17 protein-coding genes are annotated in these 17,502 nt (G+C 66.2%); 12 read left to right on the top strand and 5 right to left on the bottom strand.

The annotated features are described in order from the left end of the window. Positions 1 to 64 precede the first annotated feature (64 nt). Positions 65 to 940 carry a sugar phosphate isomerase/epimerase family protein gene (locus ACVWYS_RS15035; protein WP_456507394.1) on the top strand — a complete coding sequence of 292 codons (876 nt, stop codon included), beginning with the start codon at positions 65 to 67 and terminating at the stop codon, positions 938 to 940. After that, positions 937 to 2,430, top strand: a complete 1,494-nt coding sequence (locus ACVWYS_RS15030; RefSeq protein WP_456507393.1) for a sugar porter family MFS transporter — start codon at positions 937 to 939, stop codon at positions 2,428 to 2,430. Before ACVWYS_RS15035 ends, ACVWYS_RS15030 begins: the two co-directional genes overlap by 4 nt. Before the next feature lie 169 nt (positions 2,431 to 2,599). Here ACVWYS_RS15030 and ACVWYS_RS15025 read toward each other — a convergent pair whose 3' ends face one another. Then, on the bottom strand, positions 2,600 to 3,049 hold the full coding sequence (locus ACVWYS_RS15025; protein ID WP_091251470.1) for a MarR family winged helix-turn-helix transcriptional regulator: 450 nt from the start codon (positions 3,047 to 3,049) through the stop codon (positions 2,600 to 2,602). Between the two features lie 165 nt (positions 3,050 to 3,214). Here ACVWYS_RS15025 and ACVWYS_RS15020 point away from each other — a divergent pair, with 165 nt between their 5' ends. Continuing rightward, the gene (locus ACVWYS_RS15020; RefSeq protein ID WP_456507392.1) at positions 3,215 to 4,432 is read left to right on the top strand and encodes an MFS transporter; all 1,218 of its coding nucleotides are present in this window, start codon (positions 3,215 to 3,217) and stop codon (positions 4,430 to 4,432) included. A gap of 17 nt (positions 4,433 to 4,449) precedes the next feature. Here the strand turns inward: ACVWYS_RS15020 and iolB are convergent, their stop codons facing one another. After that, positions 4,450 to 5,346, bottom strand: coding sequence for a 5-deoxy-glucuronate isomerase (iolB, locus tag ACVWYS_RS15015; protein ID WP_456507391.1), 897 nt, complete (start codon positions 5,344 to 5,346; stop codon positions 4,450 to 4,452). Between the two features lie 179 nt (positions 5,347 to 5,525). After that, positions 5,526 to 6,266 (bottom strand): GntR family transcriptional regulator, encoded by a 741-nt coding sequence (locus ACVWYS_RS15010; protein ID WP_456507390.1) that lies wholly within the window; start codon positions 6,264 to 6,266, stop codon positions 5,526 to 5,528. A 349-nt stretch (positions 6,267 to 6,615) separates the two neighbouring features. Here ACVWYS_RS15010 and ACVWYS_RS15005 point away from each other — a divergent pair, with 349 nt between their 5' ends. The 4 genes from ACVWYS_RS15005 to ACVWYS_RS14990 all read left to right on the top strand — a co-directional run bounded on the left by ACVWYS_RS15005 (position 6,616) and on the right by ACVWYS_RS14990 (position 10,761). Next, the gene (locus tag ACVWYS_RS15005) at positions 6,616 to 7,611 is read left to right on the top strand and encodes a substrate-binding domain-containing protein (RefSeq protein WP_344363664.1); all 996 of its coding nucleotides are present in this window, start codon (positions 6,616 to 6,618) and stop codon (positions 7,609 to 7,611) included. A 53-nt stretch (positions 7,612 to 7,664) separates the two neighbouring features. Beyond that, on the top strand, positions 7,665 to 8,714 hold the full coding sequence (locus ACVWYS_RS15000; RefSeq protein ID WP_344363666.1) for an ABC transporter permease: 1,050 nt from the start codon (positions 7,665 to 7,667) through the stop codon (positions 8,712 to 8,714). A gap of 16 nt (positions 8,715 to 8,730) precedes the next feature. Continuing rightward, positions 8,731 to 9,648: an ATP-binding cassette domain-containing protein gene (locus ACVWYS_RS14995; protein ID WP_456507389.1), complete on the top strand. Its 918-nt coding sequence runs from the start codon at positions 8,731 to 8,733 to the stop codon at positions 9,646 to 9,648. A gap of 78 nt (positions 9,649 to 9,726) precedes the next feature. Further along, entirely contained in the window at positions 9,727 to 10,761 is a 1,035-nt protein-coding gene (locus ACVWYS_RS14990; protein ID WP_456510004.1) for a Gfo/Idh/MocA family oxidoreductase, read from the top strand. A 96-nt stretch (positions 10,762 to 10,857) separates the two neighbouring features. Here the strand turns inward: ACVWYS_RS14990 and ACVWYS_RS14985 are convergent, their stop codons facing one another. Further along, positions 10,858 to 11,631 (bottom strand): gamma-glutamyl-gamma-aminobutyrate hydrolase family protein, encoded by a 774-nt coding sequence (locus ACVWYS_RS14985; protein ID WP_456507387.1) that lies wholly within the window; start codon positions 11,629 to 11,631, stop codon positions 10,858 to 10,860. A gap of 40 nt (positions 11,632 to 11,671) precedes the next feature. On the opposite strand from ACVWYS_RS14985, the gene ACVWYS_RS14980 reads away from it, so the two are divergent. The 5 genes from ACVWYS_RS14980 (at position 11,672) to ACVWYS_RS14960 (ending at position 16,557) form a co-directional block, all read left to right on the top strand. Then, positions 11,672 to 12,127: an SRPBCC family protein gene (locus tag ACVWYS_RS14980; protein WP_344363676.1), complete on the top strand. Its 456-nt coding sequence runs from the start codon at positions 11,672 to 11,674 to the stop codon at positions 12,125 to 12,127. A 68-nt stretch (positions 12,128 to 12,195) separates the two neighbouring features. Continuing rightward, positions 12,196 to 12,903, top strand: a complete 708-nt coding sequence (locus ACVWYS_RS14975) for a FadR/GntR family transcriptional regulator (protein ID WP_344363679.1) — start codon at positions 12,196 to 12,198, stop codon at positions 12,901 to 12,903. A gap of 215 nt (positions 12,904 to 13,118) precedes the next feature. Further along, the gene (locus ACVWYS_RS14970) at positions 13,119 to 14,492 is read left to right on the top strand and encodes an MFS transporter (RefSeq protein ID WP_456507386.1); all 1,374 of its coding nucleotides are present in this window, start codon (positions 13,119 to 13,121) and stop codon (positions 14,490 to 14,492) included. Positions 14,493 to 14,520: 28 nt separating this feature from the next. Beyond that, the gene (locus ACVWYS_RS14965) at positions 14,521 to 15,297 is read left to right on the top strand and encodes an SDR family NAD(P)-dependent oxidoreductase (protein WP_091251491.1); all 777 of its coding nucleotides are present in this window, start codon (positions 14,521 to 14,523) and stop codon (positions 15,295 to 15,297) included. Positions 15,298 to 15,423: 126 nt separating this feature from the next. Continuing rightward, the gene (locus ACVWYS_RS14960) at positions 15,424 to 16,557 is read left to right on the top strand and encodes an LOG family protein (RefSeq protein ID WP_456510003.1); all 1,134 of its coding nucleotides are present in this window, start codon (positions 15,424 to 15,426) and stop codon (positions 16,555 to 16,557) included. A gap of 18 nt (positions 16,558 to 16,575) precedes the next feature. On the opposite strand, the gene ACVWYS_RS14955 is transcribed toward ACVWYS_RS14960, so the two are convergent. Further along, positions 16,576 to 17,478 (bottom strand): matrixin family metalloprotease, encoded by a 903-nt coding sequence (locus tag ACVWYS_RS14955; protein WP_456509080.1) that lies wholly within the window; start codon positions 17,476 to 17,478, stop codon positions 16,576 to 16,578. Positions 17,479 to 17,502: the final 24 nt, after the last annotated feature.

The following is a 17,502-nucleotide window of genomic DNA, read 5'->3' as shown; positions in this document are numbered from 1 at the left end:
TTCTGCTAACAACACGGCGCCGGCCGGCCGCGCGTCCGCCAGATCCACAATGGAGTGTTCAGAAGTGAAAATCGCCCTTGACCCCACGCCGTTCCACCACAGCCACGGACTCCTCGAGTTCCCGCGCGTGGTCGCCGACCTCGGCTACAAGTACATGCAGATGACCCCGCACGCCGATTTCATCCCGTTCTTCAACCACCCGAAGGCCGACGACGAGCTTGTGGGCAAGCTGAACAAGGCCTGCAAGGACGCGGGAATCGAAATTGCCTCGGTGCTGCCCGTGCTGCGATGGTCCGGCCCGGACGAGGACGCCCGCGAGGCCGCCGTCCGCTACTGGAAGCGCGCCATCCAGATCACCGTGGACCTCGGCGTCAGCACCATGAACACCGAATTCAGCGGCCGACCGGAGAAGGCCGAGGAATCCGAGCGTGCCTTCTACCGTTCGATGGAGGAACTGCTCCCCATCATCGAGCGGGAGGGGATTGACCTGCTGATCGATCCGCACCCGGACGACTTCGTCGAGGAAGGCCTCGCCGCGATCCGGGTGATCCGCGGACTGAACTCGAAGAACGTGGGCCTGGTCTACGTGGCCTCGCACAGCTTCCACATGAAGAACGAACCGCTGGAGATCATGCGGGCCGCGGGGGACAAGCTGCGCCTGGTCCACGTCGCCGACACCATGAACCACCACGCCTCGCATGGGCTGCGCTACATCACCAACCCGCCCGGGAACCCGGTGCGCGTGCACCAGCACCTGAAAATCGGCGACGGCGACGTCAACTGGGACGAGTTCTTCGGCGGCCTGAAGGAAATCGGCTTCCTCGACCGCGAGGACACCGTCATGGTCTCCAGCGTCTTCGCCGAGGACGACAACGCTGCCGAGGTCTCCCGCTACCAGCTGGAGACCATGATGCAGCGCGTCGAGAAGGCGAGTCTATGACGAAGTCCGACGGAACACTGACGAATTCGGCTCCGCCCACGGACGCGCCCGTTTCCGAGGCTGACTCCGATGTCCAGGAAGCCGCCGTCCGGAGAACCGGTGGAGCATCGAATCCCAAGAGGTTCATGCGGCGCGTGGCGCTCTTCTCCACGTTTGGCGGCCTCCTCTTCGGCTATGACACGGGCGTCATCAACGGCGCCCTGCCGTTCATGCAGCGGGACCTCGGCCTCACTCCGCTGACCGAGGGACTCGTGACATCCACACTGCTCTTCGGTGCGGCGTTCGGTGCCATCTCGGCGGGCCGGCTCTCGGACCGCTTCGGCCGGCGCCGGACCATCATGGGGCTCGCGTTGATCTTTGCGGTGGCCACCGTTGCCTGCTCTGTCTCGCCGAGCACTGAACTGCTCATCGCCTCGCGCACCCTGCTGGGCCTTGCCGTCGGCGGAGCATCGGTGATTGTTCCGGTCTACCTCGCGGAAATGTCCCCGGCAGCCCAGCGCGGACGCATCGTGACGCAGAACGAACTCATGATTGTCACGGGGCAGTTCCTGGCCTTTACGTTCAATGCCGTACTGGGCAACGCCTTCCCGGAGGCCTCCCACGTGTGGCGGTGGATGCTCGTTATTGCCACGCTGCCCGCCGTCGTCCTCTGGTTTGGCATGCTGGTTCTGCCGGAAAGCCCCCGCTGGCTGGCTTCGGCCGGCCGCTTCGGTGAAGTGCTTGAGGTACTGCGCCGGTCGCGCGCCACGGAGGACATCTCCACCGAGTTCGACGAAGTCCGGCAGGCCGCGAGGGAAGATTACCAATCCAAACTCGGCACATTCCGCGACCTCACGGTGCCGTGGATCCGGCGCATCTTCGTCGTCGGACTGGGGCTGGCCGTGATCAACCAGATCAGCGGCGTCAACGCCATCATGTACTACGGCACCTCCATCCTCTCCAGCTCCGGCTTCGGCGATCAGGGCGCCCTGATTGCCAACGTCGTCAACGGCGTCACTTCGGTAGTCGCCGTCGTCGTCGGAATGTCCCTCATGTCGCGTCTGCCCAGGAAGTCCATGCTGATCGCCGGCTTGATCGGCACGGCAACGTCCCTGCTGGCCATCGGCATCATCTCCATGGCGATCCCGGAAAGCATGCTCCGCGGCTATCTGGTGCTGCTGTTCATGGTGACGTTCCTCGCCTCGATGCAGTCCTGCATCGGCACGGTGACGTGGCTGACGATGGCCGAAATCTTCCCGCTGCACGTCCGCGGCATTGGCATGGGGATCTGTGTCTTCGTCCTGTGGATGATCAACTTCCTGATCGGGTTCTTCTTCCCGCAGATGGTGTCCTGGATCGGCGTCTCCGTGACCTTCTTCATCTTCGTGGCGATCCAACTGGCAGCCATCGTCTGGGTGAAGCGCGTGGTTCCGGAGACCCGGGGCAAGAGCCTCGAGGATCTGGAACACTTCTTCAAACAGGCGGCCGCCAAGCAATCCGTCACCGTATAGCGTTACCAACCGCGTAGCCTGACAAAGCAGCAAGCCCCGCCCCCGGCATGACCCAACTAGCTAGCAGCAGGGGCCGTTATGAGCCTTCATAACGGCCCCTGCTGCGAGTCACTTGGGCTGTAGCGGGGGCGGGGCTTTCTGCGTTGATACGGTTGAAGCGGTTATCGCGTTAGACCGCGGCGTGCAGCCGGGGGAGGGCGTCGACGAGCGGCGCCAGTTCCGGCACTTCCTGAGCCTCGGCCAGCGCGCGCTCCAGGGTAGCGTCGTGGACCGGCCTGCTCTGCTCGAGCAGCGTGATGCCACTGGGCGTGAGCTCGGTATAGATCCCGCGGCGGTCATCCGCGCACAGGATCCGGGTCAGCAGCCCGCGGTCCTCCAGCCGGTTGACCAGGCGCGTGGTGGCGCTCGCGCTCAACGCCGTGGCGCGGGCCAGCTGCTGCATCCTCATGTGCCAGCCGTCCTGCCGGCTCAGCGCGTCCAGCACCGTGTACTCCACGACGGAGAGCTGCGCCTCGGCCTGCAGGGAGCGCTCCAGCTCGGCTTCGATCAGCCCGTGCAGGGCCGCGAGGGTCCGCCAGCCTTGCGCCCGGACCTCGACGGCGTCGTCCTTGATGCCCATCTGGTGAATCCCTTCAGCTAGCGTGCCCGGCGGGAGTGGTGCCAGGCACATCAAATAATAGTTGCTTGCGCGCTGTATCTGCTTGTGCAAGAATAAATAACGCGTCTGCAACTACTAGCTTACGCGTCATACCCCTTTCCGTACAGCTTTGTAAGGAGCACCCCCATGCCTGTTGGCCTGATAGCCCTAGCCCTCGGCGGGTTCGGCATCGGACTCACCGAGTTCGTCATCATGGGTCTGCTGCCGCAAGTGGCCGCAGACTTCCACGTCACCGAGGCCAACGCGGGCTGGCTCATCTCCGGCTACGCGCTCGCCGTCGTGGTCGGGGCGCTGGGCCTCACCGCGGCCGTGACGCGATTCGAACGCAAGCCCGTGCTGGCCGTGCTGATGGTGCTCTTCATCGCCGGCAACCTCGTCTCCGCGCTCGCCCCCGACTACCCGATCATGATGGCAGGGCGCATCCTGGCCGCGCTGTCGCACGGAGCGTTCTTCGGCATCGGCGCCGTGGTGGCCGCCAGCATGGTGGCGCCCGATAAGAAGGCCGGCGCGATCGCGATCATGTTCACCGGCCTGACGGCGGCCAATGTGCTGGGTGTCCCGTTCGGCACCATGCTGGGCCAGGCTGCGGGCTGGCGCGCCACGTTCTGGGCGATCACCGTCATTGGCGTCCTCGCCCTGGCGGGCATCCTCGCCCTGGTCCCGAAAACCGGCTCCGGCGAGGCGGCCGCCGGTGGGCTCCGAAGCGAGCTCCGGGCCTTCCGGTCCGGCCAAGTCTGGCTTTCCATCCTGGTCACCATCCTGGGCTACGGCGGCATGTTCGGCGCCTTCACCTACATCGCGTTCACCCTCACGGAGGTCACCGGCTTCGCCGCCTCCACCGTGCCGTGGCTGCTGATCCTCTTCGGCGTCGGGCTCTTCATCGGCAATACCCTCGGCGGCAAGGCGGCCGACAAGAACGTGGACCGCACCCTGCTCGTGGTGCTCGCCGTGTTGGTGGTGGTGCTCGTGGTCTTCGCCCTGACCTCCGGCAACCAGCCGATGACTATTGCTTCCATGGTGCTGCTGGGCGGCTTCGGCTTCGCCACGGTCCCCGGGCTGCAGATGCGCGTCATGAAGTACGCCAGCAGTGCTCCCACCCTGGCCTCGGGCGCTAATATCGGTGCCTTCAACGTCGGCAACGCCCTCGGTGCCTGGCTGGGCGGCGTGACCATCACCGCCGGCCTCGGCTACACCTCGCCGATCTGGGCCGGGGCCGGGATCACCGTGCTGGGCCTGGCGGTCATGGTGTTCGCGGCAGCCGCTGCAAAGAAGCACGACGCCGGCCGGCCGGCCGCCGTCGACAGCTCCACGGCGGATGCCGCGACTGAGTTGCAGACGGCCTAACTGCCCGGCCTGCAGACCTACTGGCCGAACGGCAGCCGCGGGTCCAGGTCCTGGCCCTCCCAGGTCTGGCGGATCCAGCCGTGGTGCGGGTCGTCGCTGATGAGCCAAGCGCGGACCGGGCCCGGGCCGGCCATGACGTTGAGGTAGTACATGTCGTAACCGGGGGTGGCCATGGCGGGCCCGTGCCAGCCGTAGGGCACCAGGACGACGTCGCCGGTGCGGACCTCGGCCGAAACGTCGATGGGCCGCTCGTCGGACGCGTAGACGCGCTGGTAGCCGATGGCGTCGTCGGCGCCCGGGCGCTGCGGCGCTCCCGGTGTGACCCGGGTTTCGAAGTAGTAAATCTCCTCGAGGTTCGTCTCGCCGTCCTTTTCCTCATCGTGCTTGTGCGGGGGATAGGAAGACCAGTTGCCGGCCGGGGTGAGGACCTCGCAAACGATGAAGCGGTCCGCTTCGAGTGCGGCGGGGGTCCCGAAATTGTGCACCTGGCGGGAGCAGTTGCCCGCTCCGCGCAGTTCCACCGGCGTCTCGGCGGCCGTGATGAGGCGGGTCGGGTAGGACGCTTTGGCCGGGGCGGTGGCAACCGCCACCCGTCCGCCGTCGGCCGAGGTGATCTTCACGGCCTTGTCTGTTCCCGTGTAGAGCACATCGCTGGGGCCGCTAAAGACGCTGTCCCGCCCGGCCAGCGGATACTCCTGCCCGTCCACGGTCGCCACGAAGGAGCCGTTGAGCGGCACCACGATGCGTTCCTCCGCTGCGGCGGCCAGTTCGACGGCGCCGCCGGCGGCCAGTGTGGCGACCTTCAGTCCGGTATGGGCCCAGCCCTCCACCTCCAGTGAGGAATCGGATGTTCCGATGGAAATGTCCCACTTGCCTTGCGCGGCGGTGCCGAGCGGATAGACCCAGTTGGCCATGGAAGCTGCCCTTTCGTAGTCGCGCCGGAAGAAGGCGCGGGTGTGCGGGGTTGGAGGTGGCGGTGCTCGCTGTTGAACGCCGGTGTCCGGACTGTGGTTCTCTCGACGCCGATGTCAGGGCGCCTAGGTCGGACCGCTTGTCTCACGGCGCCGGTTACGGAACGCCTATCTCTGAACTCTTATCTCTGAACCAGTGTCATTTCAAAGCTGTAGGAATCGGCCCTGTAGGCGTGGTGGCCGGTTTCCACCATCCGCCCGGTGTCATCCACAGCCGTGCGCTCCATGGTGACGAGGGCGGAGCCGGCGGTTGTTTCGAGCAGCGGCGCCTGGTAGTCGTTGGCGATCATGGCGCCGATCCGCTGGGAGGCGAGACGGAAATTCACGCCACCATTGCGCAGAATGCCGTAGAGGCCCTGCGATGCCAGGGATGCCTCGTCGATCGTGGTGATGTCATCGCGCACCCAGTTCTCCATCAGGGCCAGCGGCTTGCCGCCTACTTTCCGGAGCCGGGTGAAGTGGTAGACCTTGGCGCCGTCGGGGAGCTGCAGCGCCTTCCGGATCGAGGCGTCTGCCTCTTCATGGGAGAAACTGAGCACGTCGGTGGTGGGTTTGCTGCCGCTGTTGCTCAAATCGTCGTAGAGGCTGGAGAGTTCCAGCGGGCGGCGGACCTGGCTGGACACCACCTGGGTACCAACGCCGCGCTTGCGGACCAGGAGGCCGGAGCGGACCAGCTCATCCATGGCTTTGCGCATCGTGGGGCGCGACAGGTTCAGCTGGGCGGCCAGATCGATCTCATTTTCCAGCCGGCTGCCGGGCTCCAGCAGTCCGGTATGTATCGCGGCCTCGATGCCCTGGACCACTTGGTGGTACAGCGGTACCGGGGACGACCGGTCGATCCGCAGATTTAGTTGATTCGCCACTGGACGTGCTCCCTTGCGCTCCGCAGCGGCCGTGATAGCGGTCTGTCTGCGTTTGTCAGGCTCATGTTCGCTTGATAGGACATACTGCCTTTTTCTGATAGTAGCAGGGTGGACAAAAGGAGCCAAGGGCTGCCGTGGGGAGCCGTGCGAGTAGGGGGCGCATTGTCAGCTTTGTGCTGGTCACGCCCGCGAAACCGGCGTTTTCATCGCTTAGCGTTACGTCAAAACATCCTAATGTCAGGACAAACTATTGACATCTGTGATTGAAGTCACCATGATCGGTTGTAGATGGCTCACAGACCGACGCGATGAAGCGGCCGGCGTGGCCCAGAATCGAAGGAGATTAATCGTGACCAAGTTCTCGTGGCGGAAGGCAGCCCTTGTGGCTGCCGTTGTACCCATGCTGGCCCTGAGCGCGTGTTCCAGCAGTGGCGGCAAGCCCGCGGATACAGGAAATGCGGCCGGTGGCGGCCAGGCCGTCTCGACGCCGCGGCTCAAGGTCGCCCTCATTACGCATGCAGCGGCTGGGGATACCTTCTGGGACATCGTTCGCAAGGGCGCTGAGGAGGCATCAGCGAAGGACAACGTCGAGCTTCTCTACACGTCCGATCCCGAAGCCGGGCGCCAGGCCCAGCTCGTCCAGCAGGCCATTGACCAGAAGGTTGACGGCATCGCTGTCACGCTCGCCACGCCGGACGCGCTCAAGGACGTCCTCAAGAAAGCCACCGACGCCGGGATCCCCATCGTAAGCCTCAACGCCGGCGAGGGTGTCTCCCAAGCTCTCGGTGCCTTCACCCACTTCGGTTCCAACGAACAACTCGCCGGCGAGGCCGTCGGCACCAGGCTCGCAGCGGAGGGCTACAAGCATCCCGTCTGCGTGATCCAGCAGCAGGGCCACGTGGGCCTTGAAGCCCGTTGCGCCGGCGTCAAAGCCAAGGTCCCCGGAACTGAAATCCTTTACGTCGACGGCAAGGACATGACCGCCGTCCAGTCCACCGCGACCGCCAAGCTCCAGGCCTCCAAGGACGCCGACGTCATCATCGGCCTCGGCGCCCCGATCACCCTCACGCTCCTCAAATCGGTCACGGATGCCGGCAGCTCAGCCAAGGTGGCAAGTTTCGACCTGAACGCGGAGCTCGCCCAGAAGATCGTCGACGGGGCAGTCCTCTTCACCGTGGACCAGCAGCCGTGGCTGCAGGGCTACATGTCCGTTGACGCGCTCTGGCAGAACAAGCGCGGCGGCTTCAAGCTCGGCGGCGGCCAGTCGGTCCTCACCGGCCCGAGCATCGTCGACAAGTCAAATGCGGCCGATGTCCTGACGTTCGCCAAGCAGGGTATCCGCTAACAGCCCGCTGGCCGGGCCGGCCGCTGGCCGGCCCGGCAGCAAGGAGAATCATCATGACCATCACCCAGACAAAGACAAAGTCGCCGGCGCCCGATGAGCGCGTCGCCAAGCGCAGTCCGTTCCAGAAACTGCTCGGACGTCCCGAGGTCGGTGCCCTCGTCGGGGCCATCGTCCTCTTCATCTTCTTCGCGTTGGTGTCCCCGACGTTCACCCAGCCCAACGCGCTGGCGACCATCCTGTACGGTTCCTCCACGATCGGCATCATGGCGGTCGGGGTGTCCTTGCTGATGATCGGCGGGGAGTTCGACCTCTCCACCGGCGTCGCCGTGATCTCCTCGGCGCTGACGGCGTCGCTGTTCAGCTGGTACTTCACCACGAACGTCTGGGTCGGTGTCGGCCTGGCCCTGGTGGTCTCGTTGTCCATCGGCTTCATCAACGGCTGGATCCTGATGAAGACCAAACTCCCATCCTTCATCGTGACCCTGGCGACCTTCCTGATGCTGACCGGCCTGAACCTGGGCCTGACCCGCCTGATCGGCGGCTCGGTGTCCTCGCCCTCGATCTCCTCCATGGACGGCTTCGCCTCGGCCCGGGCGGTGTTCGCCTCCTCCATCAACATCGGCGGCGTCGAGGTCAAGATCACCGTGTTCTACTGGTTCCTCCTCGTCGCGGTGGCCACCTGGGTGCTGATGCGGACCCGGGTCGGGAACTGGATCTTCGCCGTGGGCGGCGACGCGAACGCGGCCCGCGCCGTCGGTGTGCCGGTCAAGGCCACCAAGATCGGCCTGTTCATGGCAGTCGGGTTCTGTGCCTGGATCCTGGGCATGCACAACCTCTTCGCCTTCGACGCCGTGCAGTCCGGAGAGGGCGTGGGCAACGAGTTCCTCTACATCATCGCCGCGGTCATCGGCGGCTGCCTCCTCACCGGCGGCTACGGCTCGGCGATCGGCGGCGCGATCGGCGCGTTCATCTTCGGCATGGCCAACAAGGGCATCGTCTACGCGCAGTGGAACCCGGACTGGTTCAAGTTCTTCCTGGGCCTGATGCTGCTGCTGGCCACCATCGTCAACCTCATCGTCAAGCGCCGCGCGGAACTCAAGTAAAGGGGCACGGACTACAATGAACGCCAAAGAGATCGACCAGCAGACCCTGCTGCAGAACGAAAAAGACCCCCTCACCCACACCCCGGTGCACCTGCTCTCCCTCGACGGGATCGCCAAGCACTACGGCAACATCATCGCCCTGTCCGAGGTCACCATGGCCGTGGACAACGGCCGCGTCACCTGCGTGCTGGGCGACAACGGTGCGGGCAAGTCCACCCTGATCAAGATCATCGCCGGCCTGCACCAGCATGACGCCGGGATCCTGAAGGTCATGGGCGAGGAACGGAAATTCACCTCGCCCCGTGACGCCCTGGACGTCGGCATCGCCACGGTCTACCAGGACCTCGCCGTCGTGCCCCTGATGCCGATCTGGCGGAACTTCTTCCTCGGCTCGGAACTCACGTCCGGCTTCGGCCCGTTCAAGAGCATGGACGTCGAGAAGATGAAGGAGATCACGCTCAAGGAACTCGCCGCGATGGGCATCGACCTGCGCGACGTCGAGCAGCCCATCGGCCAGCTCTCCGGCGGTGAACGCCAGTGCGTCGCGATCGCCCGGGCCGTGTACTTCGGCGCGAAGGTCCTGATCCTGGACGAGCCCACCGCCGCCCTGGGCGTGAAGCAGTCCGGCGTCGTGCTCCGCTACATCCTGCAAGCCCGCGACCGCGGCCTCGGCGTCATCTTCATCACCCACAACCCGCACCACGCCTTCCCCGTCGGTGACCGCTTCCTGCTGCTCAAGCGCGGCAAATCGATCGGCTACTACGACAAGAAAGACATCACCCTCGACGAACTCACCGCCCAGATGGCCGGCGGCGCCGAACTCGCCGAACTCGCCCACGAACTCGAACAACTCGGCGGCCACGGCGACGTCGTCAAAGAAGTCCAGGGCGAAGTCGCCGAAGTGGCTCAGACGACCGGCAAGACCTACGGATAACGGCCATCCCCACGCTGGAAGGCCTGGGACGTTCCGGGCAGCATCCACCGTGCCCGCACTACACACGAGAGTAGAAGTATGAAAGACGTAATCCTGGGGCTCGTCGGAGTTGGGCGGATCGGCGTCATGCACGCCAACAACATCGCCGCCCTCAACGAGGTCCTGAACCCGCAGGGGATCCGTGTCCTTCTCCGGCTCACGGACGTCGCAGAAGATCATGCCCGGACCGTGGCATCCGGTCTCGGCGCGGAATTCCTGCCGTCGGTCGAGACACTCCTTGCCTCCGGGGTGGACGGCCTCGTCATCGCCACCGGAACCGGAACCCACCCCGAGCTCATCAAAGCCGGCGTGGACGCCGGGATCCCGGTGTTCTGCGAAAAGCCTGTGGCCCTGAACGTGGACGACGCCCTGCCGGTGCTCGATTACATCCGGGAGCGCAACGGCGTGGTGCAGATCGGGCATCAGCGCCGGTTCGACGCCGGCTACCTTGAGGCCCGCCGCGCCTACCAGGCCGGCGAGCTGGGCTGGATCCATTCCCTCCGCGCCGTCACGTGCGACATGACGCCGCCCCCGGTCGAATTCCTGGCCAGCTCAGGCGGCCTGTTCCGGGACTGCTCGGTCCACGATTTCGACATCCTGCGCTGGCTCACCGGCCGCGAAATCGTCGAGGTCTACGCCAAGGGCTCCAACAACGGGGATCCGGCGATCGGCGAAGCCGGCGATGTGGACACCGCCCTCGCGCTGGTGACGTTCGACGACGGCACCGTGGGCACGGTCTCCGCGACCCGCTACAACGGGGCAGGCCACGACGTCCGGCTCGAAATCCAGGGTTCCCGCAGTTCGCTGATGGTGGGCCTGGACGACAAGACGGCGATGGCCTCCGCCGAAGCTGGGACTACCTTCCCCTCCGGGAAGCCCCACCAGACGTTTGCCGAACGGTTCGACCAGGCGTACCGCTCCGAGATGGAGGCCTTCGTCGAACTGATCCTTGGTCGCCGGGACAACCCCTGCACCCCGGAAGATGCCGTGGCGGCGTCCCGGGTGGCGGACGCGGCCCAGGAATCGCTGGCCACCGGTGTCCCGGTCGAGGTGGCGGTGAGCGTCGTTAGCTGACCGGGGCCCCGTGCGGGACCCCTGGCCCGGATGGAATTGAAGGAACCGGAACCTCCGGGGCTCATTGAACTGGCCCCGGGGGTTCTGTTGTCTCCCTTAGGGCCGGTTCCGGCACACCTCGACGAAGGCCCGGAACGGTGCCAGCCGTTCCGCCGCAGAAAGTTCCAATGCCTCGGGATGCCACTGCACCGACACCACCCAGCGGTCCGGATGCTCCAGCGCTTCAACGGTCCCGTCCTCGGCGACGGCCGTCACCCGCAGTGCTCCGGCCACCCGGGCCACGGCCTGATGGTGGCCCGATGCGATCTTCACCGTCACGGCACCGGATCCGCCGCCGTAGAGGGCTGCCACCTTGGAGCCGGCCTGGACCGCTACCTCGTGCCAGGCCCACGGACCGGCCCCGTGTGCCGGCGCGGGCTCGCGGTGCGCCACCGTCCCCGGAGCCATGTCCTGGATGAGGGTCCCACCATAGAGGACATTGAGCAGCTGATGCCCCCTGCAGATGCCCAATAGCGGCAGGCCGGCGTCGATCGCCTGCCGCGCCACCTCCGCGTCCAGCTCGTCCTGGGCATGATTGACGTCGTAACAGACTCCGCTTCGCTCCTCGCCGTACAGGCCGGGGTCGAGGTCGCCGCCGCCGGGAAGCACGACGCCGTCGAGAGACTCCAGCGCAGCCCCGAGGCCGCCGTCGTCGCTCACCGCAGCGGTGAGCAGCACCGGTTCGCCGCCGCCCTCACGCAACAGCTCCACGATGTATTCGAACAATGCGTTGGCTTCCGCCACCCGCGGGTCGGGATCGGATGAGCTGGTGAGGCGGACAGGAACGCCGATGCGCGGCCGGTTGCCCGGGGTGCTGCGGAAAATCTGCATGCCTCATTCTGCAACACCATCCCCGGACTAGGATTGCCAGATGAAAGCCCGCTATCTCGTGTCCCGCAGCCGGTTCATCGCGGCCGCCCCGGATGCCATCTTCGACGTGCTCGCCACGCCCGCCCTGCACAGCGCGATCGACGGCTCGGACACCGTGAAGGGAGCCCAGCCGCGCGGGCCCGAACGGCTCTACCTCGGCGCCAAGTTCGGCATGCAAATGAGGATGCGGGTGAACTACAAGATCCTGAACAGGGTCTGCGAGTTCGAGGAAGGCCACCGGATCGCCTGGCGGCACTTCTACGGCCACGTGTGGCGTTACCTGCTCGAACCGTCCACGGGTCCGGACGGCACCGCCGGCACCCTCGTCACGGAACAGTGGGACGCGCGGCGGGTCCGCGGCAAGAGCCTGCTCCGGTTGGCCGGCTACCTTCGCCGCCATCCGGTCAACCTGGAACGGACGCTGGCCAAGCTCGACGCCTACATGGCTGCGCGGTGACTTGGGGCACGCAGGGACTTGGGTAATGTGGATGGAAGCACGAGCCGCGACTGAAGGTGGGAACTGGGATGGGCCGCAGGACACTGGTCGACGATCTCGTCGACGGCCTGCTGACCGAGATCCTCGACGGAAAGCTCCCGCCCCACACTGCGATTCCGCCGGAAGCCGACATCGCCAAGGCCTACGGTGTCAGCAGGCTGACCGTGCGTGAAGCCCTGAAGGCGCTCCGCGCGCAAAACATTCTCTATGTGAAGGCCGGCCGGGGAACCTTCGTCAATCCCACGGACAACTGGACCGGCCTCGACGCGATCTTCAGGGCGGCCTCGCACGGCAATGCGGCCGAGCAGGTCTCCGTGGGGCTGATCGAGATGCGCCGCATGGTGGAAACCGGGGCGGCCGCACTCGCCGCCACGCGCTATACCCCGGAGCACGCCGAGCGGATGCGCGAGTGCATCGAGGACATGAAGCGCTCCCACGAGTCCGGCGACCTGGACCGCTTCGTGGAGGCGGATATCGGATTCCACGACGCCGTCCTGAGGGCCTCCGGCAACCCCTTTGTCCGTGCCCTCTTCGCCCAGCTGGGCCAGCTGCTGTACATGACCCGACGGGAAACATCCGCCGTCGACGTGATCCAGCAGCACGCCATCGATTACCACCAGAGAGTCCTGGATGGCATCCTCAGCGGCGACGCCGAGCGCTCGCGGCAGGCGATGGATGCGCACATGGACCAGACCAACGCGGACTACGAACGCTACGTCCGGGGCGCCAAGTCCTGACGCCCGCCTGCGGACTCTTCGCCTGATCCAACAGACTCTTGACGTAATCCGGATCACATTCTAAGCTCGTGCCTAGTTCTTGAGTCAGATGTCTGACATCTGACTCAAAGGTTGATCCTGATTCCGCAGTCGCAGCTGCGGACAGGACCTCTCCCACATACCCACGAATCCCTACGCGGCAAAGCTGCCGGAGGGAACCGCACGTAAGAAGGTCGATGATGACTCTATTAGCCCCCAAGTCCTCCGGACTCGGCGAACTGGGTGACCGCACGCTCCGCAAGGTCCGCCGCCGCGTCATGCCCCTGATTGTCCTGCTCTACTTCGTTGCCTATCTGGACCGCAACAACGTCGGATTCGCCAAACTCACCATGAGCGAGGACATCGGCCTGAACTCCGCTGCCTACGGCCTTGGCGCCGGCATCTTCTTCCTCGGTTACGCACTCCTCGAGGTTCCCAGCAACGCGGGCATGTACCGGTTCGGGGCCCGGAAGTGGTTGGCCCGCATCCTCATCACGTGGGGCCTCTTCGCCACCGCCATGTGCCTGGTGAACGGCGAAAGCACCTACTACATCGTCCGGTTCCTGCTGGGCGCCGCCGAGGCCGGATTCTTCCCGGCGATCCTGTTCTACCTGACGCTATGGTTCCCCGCTGCGCAGCGCGTGACCGTGCTGGGCATCTTCATCCTCGCCCAGCCCGTCTCCAACGCGCTCGGCGCCCCGGTATCCGGGCTCCTCCTGCAGCTGGACGGCGTCATGGGCCTCCAAGGCTGGCAGTGGCTCTACATCATCGAAGGCATCCCGGCGATCCTCCTCGGCGTCCTGACGCCCCTCCTCATGACGGACCGCCCGCGGGACGCCAAATGGCTTGAGACTGACGAGCGCAACTGGCTGTCCGCCACCATGGACGCCGAACTGGCGGCCAAGTCCCAGTCCGGAAAGCACAACTTCCTGGCCGGGCTCAAGGACAAGCGCACTCTGGTCTACTCCGCCCTGTACTTCGGCCTGGTGTGCGGAATCTACGGCCTGGGCCTGTGGATGCCCACCATCGTCGCGGCCCTCGGCAAGTTCTCCATGGCCGAGGTGGGATTCATCGTCTTTATCCCCTATGCCGTGGCCGCAGTTTTCGTCTACTTCTGGAGCAAGCGCGCCGACCGGACCGGCAAGCGTGCCTGGCACTCCGCCGTCAGCATGGTGCTCGCGGGCGTGGGACTTCTGGCCGCCGGCTACCTGTTGCCGGTCAACCCTGTCCTGGCGATGATCGGCCTGACGGTCTCGGCCATGGGGATCTACGGGGCCATCGCCCCGTTCCTCTCGATGCCCTCCGCGGCGCTGACCGGCGCGGCTGCCGCTTCCGGCCTCGCCCTGGTGAACTCCCTCGGAAACCTCGGCGGCTTCATCTCCCCGTACGCCGTCGGCCTCCTCAAGGACGCCACCGGCAGCAACCAGAGCGGACTGCTGTTCCTCTCCCTCTGCCTGTGCCTGACCGCGGCGGCCACGTACCTCTACGCCCGCAAGCGCCCCGAAGGTGACGCCGCCCTCGACCCCGCCGTCGCAGCGGCGGCCGCCGTCGACCCCGCCAAAGTCTCCTAACCCCGAACTCCCAGAAGGAACCGTCGTCATGACATCAATTACCCCTTTCCCGACTGAACGCACCGTAGTCCTGACCGGCGCCGCCTCGGCCCGCGGCATCGGCCGCGCCGCCGCCGACCGCCTGGCCAGCGAGGGCTGGTCCATTGCGATCCTGGACATCAATGCCGAGGACGCTGCCGCAGCTGCCGCCGAAATCGGCTCCAACCGCGCGGTCAAGGCCATCGGCGTCGGCGCGGACGTTTCAGACGCCGCATCGGTAGACCGGGCCATCACGGAGATCGAAGGCTCGCTGCCCCCGATCGTTGCCCTGGCCAACCTGGCCGGCATCAGCTCCCCGACGCCGTTCATGGAGACCACGGTCGAAGAATGGGACAAGGTCTTCGCCATCAACATGCGCGGATCCTTCATCGTCTCCCAGCGGGTACTCAAGGGCATGATCGAGCGCAGGCTCGGCAGGATTGTGAGCATCTCCTCGATTTCGGCACAGCGGGGTGGCGGCACGTACTCCAAGGTCGCCTACAGCGCATCCAAGGCCGGCATCATCGGATTCACCCGCGCCCTGGCCCGCGAGGTGGGCGAATTCGGGGTCACCGTCAACGCCATCGCCCCCGGCCCCATCGACACCGACATCATGGGCGGCACGCTGAGCGAGGAACGCAAGGCCCAGATGTCCGAGGGCATCATGATGGGACGGGTCGGCAGCCGCGAGGAAGTGGCGGCCCTCATCGCCTTCCTGCTCGGCCCGGACGCCGGCTACATCACCGCGGCCACCTACGACATCAACGGCGGCCTCCAGGTCTCCTGACCGTTCCCCGCCCTCCCAACCTCCCCGTTGCGCTATCACTTGTGGCCCTTAAAACCCCGGAATGCCCGCCACAAGTGATAGAGCAACGGGGGGAGGGAGGGGCCGGCCACGGTCTAGGCTGGCTCCATGAGCGCCGCCCGCAGCCTGCACCCCAGCCCCCGGACCCTGGAGGTCGAGAGCCTGGCCGGCTTCGACCGGCTTGTCGCCGCCGGGGCGCGCAGCATGCACGGCTGGCATGTCCAGTCGCTGGACCTGCGGGGCCGCCGGCACCAGCTCGAGGTGCTGGACGTGCAGGGTGCGATTTTCCTGGGCTGCACGTTCGACGGCGGCGTGGAGGATTCGCTGCGCAACCGGGGGGCCCTGCTCTTTCCGCGGCTCGAGGCCGTGCCGTTCAACCCCTACCGCGGCAAGCTGTACACGCCGCAGGAACTGTATGCCGGCATCAACACGTCACGCTATGAGGACACTCTCGACGCGCGGATCTACCAGTGGAGCATCCGACCGGGCCAGCGCCACCGCCTCGATGCCACCCTGGCCGCGGCCCTGCATGACCACTCGATCGGCGATGCCCTCGACGAGCTGACCCGCTCGGACTTCTGCGCGGGCCGCACGATGGTGGGCGTCATGGGCGGGCACGCTGCCCGCCGCGGCACGGCCCTCTTCGAAGAAGCCGCGCTGCTGGGCCGGCTGCTGGCCCGGAACAACCGGGTGGTTGCCACCGGCGGCGGCCCCGGGACCATGGAGGCCGCCAACCTGGGCGCCTTCCTCAGTGAAGCCCCGGAGCCGGTCTTCCGGCAGGCCCTGGCCGACCTCGCTGCGGTGCCGGCCTTCCGCCCCTCGGTGTCCGCCTGGGCACGGGCGGCCGCCGCCGTCGTCGAACGCCATCCTGAGGGAACGCCGTCGCTGGGAATTCCCACGTGGTACTACGGACATGAGCCGCCCAACTTCTTCGCCACGCACGTGGCCAAATACTTCGCGAATGCCATCAGGGAAGCGATCCTGCTCGAGCTCTGCAACGGCGGCATCGTGTTCCTGCCGGGCTCCGGCGGCACGGTGCAGGAGATCTTCCAGGACGCCTGCGAGAACTACTACGGCGCCCCCGAAACCATCACCCCCATGGTCCTGGTCGGGGAGGAGCACTGGCTGCGGCGGCTCCCGGCATGGCCGCTCCTGCAGAGCCTGGCCTCCGGCCGCCGGATGGAAGGACGGATCTTCCTGGTCGACACCGTGGAGGAAGCGCTCGACGCGCTGGCGCGCTAGCTGTCCCGTGCCATCCGGCTAGAGGTCTTTGCGGCACTGGGCGTGGCCGAGCTCGTACAGCCCGTTCAGGTCGCCGGCGGCAAGCCCGTCGGGGGTTCCAATCTCCGGATACATCAGCTGGGCGGGGTCATTGACGTGTTCCAGGCCCATGACATGGCCGAGTTCGTGCAGGATCACCGCCGTGGCATACGACGCCCCGTCGGACCGGCCCAAGTCTTCCGTGATTTGCGGGGCATCCAGTTCGAGGCTGCCGGTGACGAAGCTCTTGGGACCGTCGCCGAAACTGAAGTGGGTGCTGCCGCCCGTGCCGATCACCGGGCCCTTGAGCTGCGGGGCCTGTTCCGGTGTGGTCCAGGCAATCAGCAGCGGCGCCCACCTGTCCCCGTAGACGTCCTTCTGGTATGGCGCACGGTTTGGCGAGGGGAGCTCGCCCGTGGGGCCGTCATTGATGAACTTAATCCCGGTGGCCTCCGAGATGGTCCGGATGGAGTCGTCCACGAGCCGTTCGGACCCCTGCGGAGCCAGGGCGGCATTGACCACATAATGCAGCGGCCGGCACGGCGAGTAGCCCACCGGGCTGCCGTCCTCGTTCGTTGCGAGGAACTTGTAGGAGGTGCTGGCGACGTCCGGTTTCCGGGCCGAGCCGAGAGGTTTGTCCTGTTCCTCGAGCCCGGGCGGGGGAGTGTCCGTCCGGGACTCTCCGGCCGGAACAGCAGGCTGGCCCGACACCTGGCCGGTCCGCGGCGCCGGCTGCACGTCAGCGCCCTGGCTGTGGCCTGCGTTCTGCCCTGCGTTGTGCCCAGTGCCGCGGGAGACCTCGAAGAGCCCCGTGAACCCGGGATCGCCGTAGATGAGTCCGGCCGCGAGGAACGCCGCACCGGCGATCATGGCAGCGGCGACCAGGTTCCTGACCACCCGCAATGCCGTGGCGGGCCGGCTGTGCTG

It is taken from the genome of Arthrobacter sp. TE12231 (genome assembly GCF_054062895.1).
Note: the sequence above shows the minus strand (reverse complement) of the source record. Positions and strands in the feature narration are given on the sequence as shown.